Origin of the sequence: Paenibacillus sp. BK720 (assembly GCF_011761545.1) — a bacterium.
Classification (GTDB): Bacteria; Bacillota; Bacilli; order Paenibacillales; family Paenibacillaceae; genus Pristimantibacillus.
In genome coordinates this window covers 243,213-256,428 of sequence record NZ_JAASRQ010000002.1, presented here as the reverse complement: position 1 = coordinate 256,428, position 13,216 = coordinate 243,213, and the positions used below count along the sequence as shown (strand labels likewise).

5 protein-coding genes are annotated in these 13,216 nt (G+C 52.8%); all 5 read right to left on the bottom strand.

The window, feature by feature from the left end:
* Positions 1-16: 16 nt before the first annotated feature.
* Positions 17-1,048, bottom strand: coding sequence for a LacI family DNA-binding transcriptional regulator (locus tag FHT67_RS08060; RefSeq protein ID WP_132306795.1), 1,032 nt, complete (start codon positions 1,046-1,048; stop codon positions 17-19).
* Between the two features lie 107 nt (positions 1,049-1,155).
* On the bottom strand, positions 1,156-2,997 hold the full coding sequence (locus FHT67_RS08055) for an RICIN domain-containing protein (protein WP_167197279.1): 1,842 nt from the start codon (positions 2,995-2,997) through the stop codon (positions 1,156-1,158).
* 183 nt (positions 2,998-3,180) lie between these two features.
* Complete coding sequence (locus FHT67_RS08050; protein WP_167197276.1) at positions 3,181-5,952, bottom strand: beta-galactosidase; 2,772 nt, start codon at positions 5,950-5,952, stop codon at positions 3,181-3,183.
* A gap of 27 nt (positions 5,953-5,979) precedes the next feature.
* A complete protein-coding gene (locus FHT67_RS08045; RefSeq protein ID WP_167197274.1) occupies positions 5,980-7,374 on the bottom strand; it encodes a glycoside hydrolase family 30 protein in 1,395 nt (464 codons plus the stop codon).
* 242 nt (positions 7,375-7,616) lie between these two features.
* The gene (locus FHT67_RS30650) at positions 7,617-13,139 is read right to left on the bottom strand and encodes a discoidin domain-containing protein (RefSeq protein ID WP_481856697.1); all 5,523 of its coding nucleotides are present in this window, start codon (positions 13,137-13,139) and stop codon (positions 7,617-7,619) included.
* Between the last annotated feature and the right edge of the window lie 77 nt (positions 13,140-13,216).

Genomic DNA, 13,216 nt, shown 5'->3' with positions numbered 1-13,216 from the left:
CGATTTTTTGTTCTGATTATCCATCGGCTAACGGCTTTGTGCTTTGTCTGACAATAAGTTCCGGCTCCAGGGAGTACACTTTCTTGACCTTTTCCTTGTTCATCAGATCTCGGAGCACCCGCACCGCCGTCCGTCCAAGGCTATTCGCCTGCTGCGATACGGTTGTCAGCTCGGGAATCACGTGATGAGCAAGCGGAATATCGTCGAACCCAACGATCGAGATATCCTCCGGTACGCGAAGTCCCTGCTCCACCGCCGCTTTAATCGCCCCGATTGCCGTAAAATCGTTAACGCAGCATACCGCCGTCGGCCGGTCCTTCAATTGCAGCAAGGCCTCCATTTGCGTCCGTCCGGAATCAACGGAGAAGCTGTCCGGCAGGATCCAGTCCTCCCGCACGGCAAGACCCGCATCCTTTAAAGTCTTCTTATAAGCCCTGATCTTGACGGCTGTAGTTGCCATATGAATCTGTCCGCCGATAAAGCCGATCTTCTTATGGCCGGTTTCGAGTAAATGCTTGACCGCCAGAACGGTGCCCGCATATTCGTCCGTTACGACGCGGGTAATGCCGGAATCCTTCAAATTGCCGTTTACGAGCACCATCGGAATTTTCTGCGAATGCTCCACAACCTCCTGAATCAAGGCAGGACTGCAATCCTTCAGGTTAATCCGTCCGCCCATAAACAGAATGCCGTCGACCCGCTTCTCCTGCATGATGGTCAAGAACTCCGATTCCTTGTCATGCAAGCCTATCGTATTGCAGAGGAAAAAAGTATGGCCGGATTCCCTTCCTTCCTGCTCCGCGCCGGAAAAAACTTCGGGAAAAAACGGGTTCGTAATATCCGGCAGAATAACGCCGATTATTCCCGTTTCTTTCTTCAGCAGGCTCCTTGCGTTCGCATTGGGCTGAAACTGATATTTTTGCATGATAGCTTCGATCTTTTCCCTCGTGGAAGCGCGTACGGGAGCGGTGTCATTAAGTACGCGCGAAACGGTTGCAACGGACACCTTGGCTTCCTTCGCTATATCGTATACGGTCACTTGCTTCATCTGATAGGTTCTCCTCTGGAACATCTAATATAGTTGAAATTATACCAAAGTTAGGTTGCTAAAGAAACGGATTTAAGCAGCCGCTATCCGCCAATCTCCCTATAATTTCAATTGACTTTAACCAACGTCCACTGCTGATTTGCCCCGTTGTTGTCGGACCATTGAATGACGGATGCCCCGCTTGCCGTCGAGGCTTGATTCACATCCGCGGTCAAGCCGCTGTTCCGGTTCACGAGAATAACCGATCCTCCGGCGTCCACGGGGAGCCACTGCTGATTATATCCGCCATTGTCCTGGTATTGAATCAACGCGGTACCGCCGGTTGTGGAGCCCTGGTTCACATCCAGCAACAGTCCGCTGTTCACGTTCTGAATCTTGTAATAACCGTTGCCTGCCGAGACAAGCTTCCAGCGCTGATTGCTGCCGCCGTTATCCGTGTATTGAACAACCGATGCGCCATTTGAAGTTGAAGCGCCGTTTACGTCCATTACCAACCCGCTGTTCTTGTTGACAATCTTATAGATTGCCGCGGAAGGATAGCCCGTTGTGCCGGTGTAGGTAACGTTGGAGATCACGTATGTCGTAACCGAGCTTGCTTTGGCCGTAGCGGTAAACGTTTTGTTCGAGACGACCGCATTAGAGAGCTGGGCAAGATCCTCTGTTGCGGAGGTCCGGTATACCGCAGCGGAGCTGCCTGCGGCCGTAAACTTGCCAAGGTCATAGGTGACGGAGGTATCCGTTGTCGCGCTGTTGGTTGTAACCAGCACAAGCTTGCTGGAGGCCGCATCGTAAGCCGCCAGCGTATTGGCATCGCTCATGCCGATAATCTTGTAGCCCGGGCGGATAAATTTGCTGTAATTTCCCATGACGTAATATTTTTTGTTCACCGTGTAGCTTGTCGTCTGCGTGCTGTTCAGCACGTTTTTGAAAAAGCCCCACCCATCCGCGCTATCTACCGCCTGCCAATAAACCCACGCGGTTACGCCCATGTTGCGGATGTCCTTCAAGATGGTGCGGGACATCGTGAGGCCGCTGGCATCCCCGTCTCCGTACTCCGAGACCCAAGGCGTCTTCCCGTTGGATGCCGCGATGTTGCGGAAGGCCGCTCTGTTCGTTCCGCCGTACGTATGCGTGTTGACCTGTGCCAATGCCGATTTGACTGCGCTTGAGTAGCTGTTATAAGAGGTTACGGAATCATCTATGCTGTATTCTTCCGGGGCGCTCAGCTTGGTTCCCGTGAGACCCTTCGCGGCAAGGGAGGCATTCACCTGGCTCAGAATCGTATCCTGATTAGCCCGGTCGAAGTGCATGCCTTCCTGATTGTTGCCAAGCGACCACCAAGTGGATACCGGCTCGTTCAGCGGGGTCAGGGTCTTGAAGGTAATCCCCCAGCTGTCGCGGAAATGCTTGACGACCTCCGTCAAATAATCGGCAAAATCATCGTAATAATCGCTCTTTAAATTATTAGCCCCGCCGGATGCGCCGGTAACGCTGCCGCTATTGGTCATCCAGTAAGGAGCGGAATTGGAGAAGGCTTCAAATACGTTGGCGCCTCTTGTTTTTGCGGCTTGGAGCATGTACCGCTGGTTCGCGTCGGCCGTCCAATCATATACGCCTTGCGTCGGCTGGAAGCCGGGCACGGCCTTCCGGTATTCCAGGTAACTCAAGCTTGGATTCTCGCCGCCTCCGATGTTGTAGCGGAGAACGTTTAGGCCAATCCCGCTTGTCGTGCTGAACATTTTGTCCGCGTATTCATCCTTGTTGGCATAACCGCCTACTACCTTTCCCCACCAGGCCAGCGAAGTTCCCCAGCCTTCAATCGTCTGATACTGCAAAGACGGATCGGCAACGGCGGTGTAAGAGCCTGCCGCCGATGCGGTTATCCCGAAGCTTCCCGCAAGCATGCCGCCTGCCAAAGCCCCTGCCAGAACTCGTTTGATCCTTTTCATGTTTTCCTCTCCTTATTTGAGATTGCTCATCACTTCTGACGGTTCTCAGGTGAGACGGACGCTTCGGCATCACCCCCCTTCATGCAAACGATTACAACAACTCAGAAAAAACCGCTGCCCGATATGACTGATTCAAAAATTGAACGCATCATCTAAGCAGCGGTTACTCATAACCTATTTATTTTAAAGCCATGGCTGGGATGGAATAGAAATCCAGCGCCTGCTGGATGCCTGATCATAAAGAAGGCGTACCTTCGACGGGCTTGCGCCGTTCTCGTCAAACAGGACAAGCTCGTTGCGCTCCTTCAGCCATGCCATCGGAATTTTGTAATCCTCCTGAGGACCAACCTGCCAGTAACGGCCAAGGTTGATGCCATTAAGCCACAACGTTCCTTTGCTCATACCCGTTAAACGCAGCTTCAGCTTGGCGTTAACATCCGCCGGAAGCTCCGGTTTATCGAATTGCACGGTATGCCACGCCGGAGCTCCGGTGCTTCCCGCGTACGGTTTACGGTTAAGCTGCTCGACATCGGCGATCCGCCATCCGCCCAACTCGTTCTTCGAGGAAGACAAGAGCAGCTCCAGACGCTGCAGCGGCGATTTTACGTAAGCCATCTCGATCAGGTTGGAGCCTTCCTGAATATAGTCCGAGATGTCCAGCGTGTGATGCAGGAACCAATCCTGATAGCCTTCCAGCTTGATTTCCTTGCCGTTAATGCTGAGGCGTCCGCTGATCGCGCCTACCAGAACGGCGCGGTCAAGACCGGCCTCCACGGTGAAGGCTCTGCGGATCACGCTGCCGCCCGCAATCGAATTGACCTCGTTCAGATGAACCGTTGCGTCTTCATGCTTCCAGCCGCCGAGCAGATCAACCGATTGTCCGTCCGCATAGACGGCTCCGGCGATCCCCTTCACTTCGCCCAAATACGGCGAGAAATTGAGACGACCCATATTTTGCACCAGAATTTGCAGCCGGTTCTTGCTGTTCGGCGCAAGCCGCACTTCCACCGCCGCTGCTCCGACCTTTTGCACAAGCGCTTGCTGCTTGCCGTTAACGTACACTCTGGCGGTATCTTCGAGTCTTGAGATAACGAGATTTGCGGCACTCTCGCTGCCTGCGTCGATGTCGCATTCGTAGAGCAAATGACCATACGGCTGACCAAGCTCGGAGAAAGCTTTCGGCTGCGAAGCCTCCCGGCCTTGCGCCGCCGACAGCTCGCAGGCTTCGGATGTCCAGCCTTCTAAAGCCGGCGCTTGCAAATACACGTATGGAGCAAGCTGTCCTCCAGGGAGAGTTGCCCATTCGCCCAGAAGAATCGGCTCCGCATCGCTATCCTGGAGGGCAGCACGGAACGTACCGTCTGCAAGCAGGTCGAAGTCTGCGTAGCCAATCGCCCAGTTAGACCCGTTCTTGCCGGCAATCCGCCAAGCCCGGTCCGCGCTGTCTTTGTTGATGACGATAATCCGGTAAGGCTTGCCGCCAACGGTCAGTTGAACGAACTGCGCCTCCTGGAAGTGGCAAAGATCAAAAACAACTCTTCTGTCGCCTTCCAGCAGTTGTCTTCTGACACCGTCATCCTCAACCCGGATGGGCTGCCCGGATTCCAGCTCGATATGCGAACGCTGGCCGTTCTCCGCGTACACCATAAGCGTTTGCTGCCCGTCGATCAGCTCGTTGGCAAGAAGATACGTATTGCAGGTCAGATAAACGCCCGGTTCCACCTGAAGCCTGTCGATGACGGGAACGATGGCATGAGGGCCAACCGTAACCGGAATGGTCCGTCCGTCCGGCAGCGTCATGCTGGTCGTTTCCCGCTCGTCCTTCGAGCTCTCCACAAACCAGATCCGCTCATTGCCTTTCTCGCGAACACGTGCCGCAAAGCCTTGCGGAAGAGCTGCTGAACCGGCAGCGCCTTCAACCGCGCTCAGCAGGACGTTTTCCGTTGCATTCACGAAATAGGACATTCGTTTGGCGGTATTGTATTTCTCCGTTACGCGACCGTATTCATTAAGCGGTGCATCATAGTCGTAGGAGGTCACCATGAAAATATCGCTCGCGCCAACCGTGCGGCCGCCGTAACCGCCAAAGTTGGTACCTCCAAAGAACATGTAATGGCTGATGCCCGTAAAACCGGCCCGCAGCGATTCCAGCATTCTTTTCTCGTATAGGGCTGCCGTCTTCTGCGTTGCCGCAGGCGCACCCCAATGCTCGAACCAGCCGGTCCAGAACTCGGTTACGATCTTTGGCGTATCCGGCTGCTTTTGCACCAGATTATTATAATGATGGTCCGCTCCGGACCAGAAGTTCGCGCCTTCAACCGTGCCTTCCGCGCCGCCGACGCACGTGATCAGCGGTACCGTTACGCCGCGTTCCAGCATGACGTCTCTAAGATGAAGCATATAGTCGCGCGCAGCCTCGTCGGTTTCCAGATAACCGTATTCGTTCTCGACCTGCACAAGGATAACCGAGCCGCCGGCGTTAATCTCGCGCTCCCGGATAATCGGGATAATCCGGTCCATGTAGCGGTCGACGTAAGTCAGGTACTGTTTATCGTAAGCCCGGAATTTCATATCCTTCTTATTATTCAGCCAGTATGGGAAGCCGCCGAAATCCCATTCCGCGCAAATGAACGGACCTGGACGGGCAATGACCCACAGTCCCAATTCATGGCAAAGATCCAGAAAAGCGCCGCAGTCGTTATCGCCTTCGAAGCTCCACTGTCCTTCTTCAGGCTCGTGGACGTTCCACGCAAAATAAGTATCGACGCAATTCATGCCGGCCAGCTTCGCCTTCACAAGCACCTCGCGCCATTCTTCCTTAGGCATGCGGAAATAATGAATAGCCGCGCTGTTCAGGAACACTTGCTCACCGTTAATGTTGTAACTGAATGCGTTATATTGAACAGCCGTATTTTTATGCGGCAGTCCATTCGTGGGTTGGATGGTTTCCTGCATTTGAAGTACTCCTCCCTATTTCTCTTTTTATAGAGTTATATTGGATACGACCACAGTCGTCACGGACTGCGCCTCGAGATTAACCGTAATTTTGTTACTATGAATGAACAACTCCGCTTCAACCAGGTTTTCCTGCTCCGATGTACGGTACAGCTTGGCCGTTGTGCCGTCTGGGACAAAAGGGCCAAGGTCGTAACGGATTCGTCTTTGCCCTTCCCGATTATGAACAACCACCGTAAGCTGCTTGCGTTCTGCATCGTAAGCCGCAATGGAATCGCGATCGTCGGGACATAAAATACGGCTGCCGGGACGAATAAACTTGCTGAATTGAGCCATCGCGTAATATTGCTTCGTTATTTCGTATTGGTTCTCGCCATGCCTGAAATCGGAGTGGATAAATCCCCAGTTATTCTGGGCGCTTTCGTCCTCCACGGCCTGCCAATATACCCAAGCTGCGGGCTGCAGCAGCCGCAGATCCGTAATGACCCTCTCAGCCAGCTCCATCACACTGGTCATATCCCCGTGATCATGCGGTCCCGTCCCGCCGGTTCCGTACTCCGACATCCACAGCTTTTTCCCCTTCTCCTGAGCGAGCTTCCGAATTTCCTCGAGGCGAACGCCGTTATAAGAATGGGTATTGATTTGCGATAAGCTGTTAAACGTCTCCTCGTCGTAGCCGTGCAGCATTTCCAGCGTTTCATCCACGCTATTTTCATCGGGTGCGCTGACTGCCGTTTCGGTTAAGCCTTTTAATTGGAGGGATCGGGCGGTTTGCTTAATGATATCCATCTGTTTATCAAGCGAAAAATGAGCGCCTTCTTGAATATTGCCCTTCTTCCACCAGTTCGAGACCGGTTCATTCAACGGATTAAGCGTCCGGAAGGCAACGCCGTGCGCTTCCTTGTAGTGCTTAACCACTTCCGTTAAATAATCCGCAAACTCCTCGTAACATTCTTCACGCAGATTATTTCCGCCGTCTTCCGCACCCGTAACGGAACCGCTTATCGTCATCCAGTAGGGCGGCGAATTCGAAAAGGCTTCGGCAATATCAGCCCCGCGCTTCATCGCTGCCAGCAAGACGTTCCGTTGACCCTCGTCGGCACTCCAGTCCCATATGCCTTTCTCCGGTTGAAAGCCCGGAACATCGCCGCCCGGACGCAGCGTGTTAGGCTGGATCGCCGGATTTTCCCCGCCGCCGATGTTGTACCGGATGATGTTTAAGCCTAGACCTTTATCCGCATCAAAAATAAGATCCATGATCTCATCTTGCCTATTCCGATCGCTCCACTGGCCGACAATATGCCCCCACCAGGCAAGCGAGGTGCCCCAGCCTTCAAACCCGTCGTAACCGTTCTCCGGCTTGATTTGAATGAAAGTATCCCCGTCGATAAGTCCGTTTCCGTTTCCGTTATTGCCGCTCATAAGTCCTCCTGCTCAGCCAAGTCTGAAACCTATTTCATGAAACGGGTTTCATAATTGCTGAAAAATGAATACCCATTGACGGGTATTGGTAATTATAGAGCTCGATTGAAAAGGCTTACAATAATCTGGTTTTAATTATATTCCCGACTTCCGGAAACTGTCAATACTTGTTTATTAGCTCCTTCATAAGCAAACGAGACTGCCGTTTGGACAGTCTCGTTGCCGCTTAAATGCGGTTCGCGCTATTTAACGGTTACGCTCATTTTCCCGCTCTTGGTCTCTCCCGCAGCGTTAACGAGGACGGCTTCATAGACATACTCGCCAGGCGCCCTGTCCGAAATCGCCGTTACCGCGGATTGCGCATTTGGCGTACCGGCTTCCAGAGCCTGCTTATCTATCAATTGCCCGTTCTCATAAAGCCGGTACTCGCTTGCGTTTGTTCCCCACCACATATTCAAGGAGATCTTGTATTCGCCGTTGTTATCCCAGTTGTCGTTCGATAATACCGGCTTGCCAGGATTAGCATCCGTTACGGCGACAACCAGCGGAGCGCATGCCGTAGTTCCGAACGAATTCGTGAGCTCGCAGGTATACGTATACGTTCCGTTTGCTTTGCCCGTCATATCCGTCTTTACGGTTTGCGCTTCAGGCGATTTGTCGGCGAGCTTCTGCGTATCAATCAACTCCCCATTCTCGTACAGCTTATATACGGTACCGTTATTGCCCCACCAGAGGTTCATCGTAACGGTATAGCTTCCGTCTTTTAAGCCGCTGTCATGTCCGTTGTTGTCCGACAGGACCGCTTTCCCCGGCACATCCGCGGCTAGCGGAACCTGAACCTTCAGGTTATCCTGTGCCTGCCGAAGCTTCGCCGCTTCCGAATCAATCTCAGCCTGCGCAGCATTTGCATTCATGCATAACTCTTGCGCAGCCGCCAGTTCCGCCTGGAAAACCGTGACGCTCTCGGATGTGTACGGTTCTAAGTCTATCGCTTTTGCTTCTTCTATAAACAGCTCAAGCAGCGTGCGGTCTACGGTTTTTTCACGGAATTCGATTTCTCCAATATTGGCATATCCGCTTGGCGTGTAATATCTCAAGTACCGGTAAGCCTTGCCGTTGTCCAGCAGCTGCGAATACCATTTGAAATCCGATATGCCATTAATCGTAAACAAAGTCTCATAGTTGATGCCATCGTTCGAGCCTTGAATCTGAGCGCCGTTGATCCTTGCGATATTCCCGTTTCTGCCGATAAACCGTATGCTGCCGACCACCTTCTCGTTGCCTGCCGCGAGGTCAATGCGAGCCCAGCCCGATGCGGTTTTTGTATCCGGGGATGTAGCCGTATCCCCGTCAAAGGCGCGCCAGCCATTCGTCGCGGCATCGGCCGTGCCGTCCCAGGAATCGGAAGAGGCAAGCGTCATGTCGGCCGTCACGGGGATCTTCGGATAGAGATCAGCCAAGGAAACAAGAAGATTTCTTGCGGCCAGCAGCTGGTTCAGAATCTCCATTTTATCGGCGCCCGGCTGATTGTTCGCAGCCTTGATAAGGTCTATTTCTTTTAAATACTTGTAATAGCTTGCTTGTGTGAATCCCTCCGGCTGTACGATTTTGGAATGGAGATCATAGTCGTAATAACCGTAGATCCCAACCTCCGCAATATTGCCGTACCAGTTCCCGGCGTTATACAGCCTGAGATACCGGTAAGCTCCATGATCAATGATTTTATCCAGCCGGATATCGGTCCAGGCATTGGACAGGGCCCCCGTAACCGGAGTCGTCAAATTGCTCCAGCTCGCGTTATCGTTGGAGCCTTGGACTATCAGTCCGTCCAGCCTGCCGGCCAGCGCCGCTCTTGGATAGAGCTTAATCTGAGTCAGGCTAACGGAAGAATTTACGCCAAGGTCAATGGTATAGGAAGAGCCCGGACCGGTAACCAGATCGCCGTAAGTCGACGTATTGCCGTCAAACAGCAGATAACCTACCTGTTCCTTCGTCAGGCCGCTCCCTGTTTTCACGTATTGATTGTCGGAGGCTGTAACGGTCGCAAGCTTTGTTACAACGATCTGAATCGGCGCGTATTTCCCTGGTACAACAACGTTAATCGCACTTGTATTAGCTGTAGTCCCATCTGCTTCATTCGTAACCGACAGTACAACGGAGACGATGGTGTCCATAGCCGGCTGCGTAATCGTACCGTCCGTGCCAATGATTCCTTCCGGTGCCGCGGATGCAACCGATACGGAATAACCGTCCGGAACCCTCGGAAGCGTTAGGCTTGCCGCGCCTTTTGCCGGCACCGCAATACTCGTGATTTTGGATGCTACGGTTTCCGCGGATGCCGTATATTTGCCATGCAGCTCTACTTCGGCAACATTCCCGCTCCAAGCGGTAGGATTATACAGCCTGAAGTAACGGTAGGGCTTATGCTCCAACAGCTGATTGCCGCTAATGTCAAACCACTTGTTCGCTTGGGATGACGCCACCGCCGTTGTCAGGTTGGTCCAGCTCGAATTATCGTTGGAGCCTTGAATAATAAGCCCGTTCATTCGGGCCGGATGGCTCGCTCTTGGCAGGAGTACGATTTCGTTCAACTCTACCGCTGCCCCTTCTCCGAAATCAACCGTATAAGTCCCCGTGCTATTCGTCAAATCTCCGTAAGTACCAGGATCGCCGTCAAACAATAAATAGCCCACTTGCTCGGCGGATAAGCCGGTCCCCGGCCATTGCGGGTCGGAAGCCGTCACTTTCGCCAGGCTGGTTACATCCAGATAGGTCGTTCCGTCAACGAGGAATAAGGCCGAGCTGTCCGTTGTGGAATAAGCCGTGTCGCCGCTTGTTCCGTCCCTTTTCTCATAGTCGATGGCAAACTTAACCGATCCGGTTGGAGCGGCCGGGAGCATCTTCGCTTCTGCCGTCCATGTTTTCTGATCGGATGTGCTCACCGCGGCATCCTGACCTTGAATTCGAACCTTGACATTTTGAATGGCATCGCGTGCCGTTATGGTAATCTTAACGGTATCCCCGGTGGTAATCTTGCCGTTTACGCTTTGTTCCGAGCTCATGGATACGGAAGCCAATTTATTGCCGGTCTCATAACGTGTCCCGTAAATTCTAAATTCGGTCAGCTCCAGGAAATTTCGGACGATGCCATATAGAACATCAGGCAGAGGTTTAATCATTTCAAGCTTGATGTAACGGTACTTCTCGTCCCGGCGCGCTTCATCCACATCCAGGGTCTGGTATTCCTGCGTCATTCGCGTAGCGCCTGGCGTCAGCCGCGTCCAGTTCTCCCCGTCATTCGAGCCATACACCGTTGAGTTGGCAAGCCGATCGGCGAAAATATTGCTCTGGAATCCAAACCTCGTCGCGGATACTTTATAATCGGGCCCGAAATCAAGAATATGGTACAGGTTAGGAGCTGATCCAAGCGCAAGTCCGTAATAGCCGCCCGTATCATAGCTCAAATCGTCCATCTTGGTAACGTCGGCTCCCCAGCTGGACCAGAAAACGGAATCGGAGTAATGAATGCTGCCATCCGCCCGGAGAGGCGTCGTTAACGCAAGATTTTCCGCCGATTGCCTAAGCTTGCCCAGCTGCCGATTAAACGCATCATTGGATGCCGTATTTAACATCCCGATCGTCTCGTTATAGACCGCTTCGTATTGAGCAAGCGAGTCTAGCACATAAACGGCGGATGGATCGTATGGCGCTATAGCCGCTTTTACGGCGGATACCCGGTCCGAAGCCGTAACGATGGTAATCTTTTTCGCCGAAACGCTTGTTCCATCGGATGCTTCAGCTATTAAGGTTGACTCACCGGCCTCTGCAGGCTGCCAGTTAAATGCGCCCGTTGAGTCATTTAGCGTTGCACCTTCCGGTTTATTAGCCAGCGAATAGGTGATCGTATCGGCACTATTGGCATCATCCGCAGAGAGATCGAGAGTAAGGGCCGAGCCAACAAACGTATATACCTTCAAATCCGAGCTTCCGGACTTAAACGCCGGCGGCGTTAATTGCGTTGCTGCCTGAGCGTTAATATGATCGATGTCGACGATGGTGCCGATTGATCCTTTCACTGTCAAATACGCGATATCCCCCATAAAGCCGGAAACCGTCACATACCTCCATTGTCCGTTGGTATCCGGCAAGGTCCAGGCCGCGCCAAGCATATCGAGATCAGCCGGGCCGTTGGTCCGGATTTTCAAGCCAAAGGTCTGCAAGCCGTAACCCGAGCTTAGATAAGCAACCGTAGTTCCCGCTTCCGTCGCATTCATGCGGACATAAGAGGCATCTCCCTCCTGCTTGGTCACGGAATGAGCGTCCAACGCAGTGTAACGGTCTTCCACTTCCATGATTGATGGGCTTGCTTGCCGTTTTGGCAGATAAGACGCGCCTTCAGCCTCCGCTTGCTTCGGGATATACAGCCAGAAGTCGCCTCCACCGTCGACGTTATCCCAGTTGTTGTTAAGCCCGCCGCCGTAATAAAACGTAAGCGGAGTTCTTTTCTTAAAGGCTTCGAAATAATACGGCGCCTTCTCGGCAACATCGATCCCTCTCGCGTATGTATAGTAGTAATAGAGGTCCCAGAAGTTCGCGGTATTGTACCTGCCCCTATACCCGGCAGCAAGATGGTTATACGTGTCCCGGATCGTACCGTCCGGCGAAATCGCGTAAGCCACAGGCGTCCAAGGGGTATCATAGCCAAGCATATATTGCCAGAAATAATCGGCGGTTGCGAGAATGCGGTCATCCAAAAACTCGAATGGACCCACGGCATCCGCGCTTTCGGAGACGGTACCGTCTACCGGGTCTACCTTTGTTCCCTGCGCCAGCAGCATCCGCGATAGGATCGCCGCGTTCGTTAAATCGCCGCCTCCGTGAGCCTGGTCCCGTCCCATCTCCAAATGCTGCACATGCGGCGTTACCGGTTCTCCCGTCAGGTCATTCGTATCCACCATGCGGAACATCTGTTTAATGGATCCGTTAAAGCCCTGGTCATTCGCTGTCTTATTCACGGTGAACCATTCAACGGCCTCATTATATCTCTCTTTATTGTTCGTAAAAATATAACCGGCCATCGCGCCCATTAACGGATACGTATGCTGATTCATGAAATAGTTGTTGCTGTGTTGAAACGTTTCAATAACCGGATTAATCAGGTTGTTTGAAAAATTCGTTGTATCCTGCTCCGTCCACTCCCATTCCGGCGAGGGGCTGCTTGTATATCTCAAAATCTCAGCTGCCGTTACCATCCGGTTAAGCGGAATCCCGGTATGAATATGAGCATCCGTGTAATACGCGTATTGGGATGGATCCATTTGGGACCAGATCCGAATCGCCTTCATCGCATTTGCCCGGTAGGTCGCATCGCCGGTTACGACATACATAATGGATTGCGTGTAGGCCAGCAGGGCATCGCTTATAAATCTCGATTGAATGCCTTGGCTGTTAAAGAAATTGGACAACGGTTTCGTTGGGTCGGTTGCGCTTTGATTTTTGATCGACACGGTCTTGGAGGCTTGAGCCGAGGTTGTCATGGCCGTGTAATACGAATACCAAGGCTCCTTATGCGCAAGCACTTGAGCCCGCATGTTCTCCAGAATGTCCTTCGTTAATCCGACGCCGGGATGCGTAAAGCCATTGCTGCTGATGCTTTCCTGAACGGTAACGGTATAGCCGGAGCTGTTCCCCTCACCGGTATCCTCGGCCGCCGCTGCCGCCCCTTGCGGCAGCATCGACGCCGCCATGCTCACGGTAACGATCATGGACAACAGCCTCGTCCATACCCTGCTGAAAGTTAATTGCCCCACCAATAACTCCTCCTCTAGTAAGATGATACCGC

Excerpts from the sequence above, each read along its gene's own strand:
- FHT67_RS08055 (WP_167197279.1), bottom strand. The coding sequence starts at position 2,997 with ATGAAAAGGATCAAACGAGTTCTGGCAGGGGCTTTGGCAGGCGGCATG.
- FHT67_RS08060 (WP_132306795.1), bottom strand. The coding sequence starts at position 1,048 with ATGAAGCAAGTGACCGTATACGATATAGCGAAGGAAGCCAAGGTGTCC.
- FHT67_RS08045 (WP_167197274.1), bottom strand. The coding sequence starts at position 7,374 with ATGAGCGGCAATAACGGAAACGGAAACGGACTTATCGACGGGGATACT.
- FHT67_RS08050 (WP_167197276.1), bottom strand. The coding sequence starts at position 5,952 with ATGCAGGAAACCATCCAACCCACGAATGGACTGCCGCATAAAAATACG.
- FHT67_RS30650 (WP_481856697.1), bottom strand. The coding sequence starts at position 13,139 with ATGATCGTTACCGTGAGCATGGCGGCGTCGATGCTGCCGCAAGGGGCG.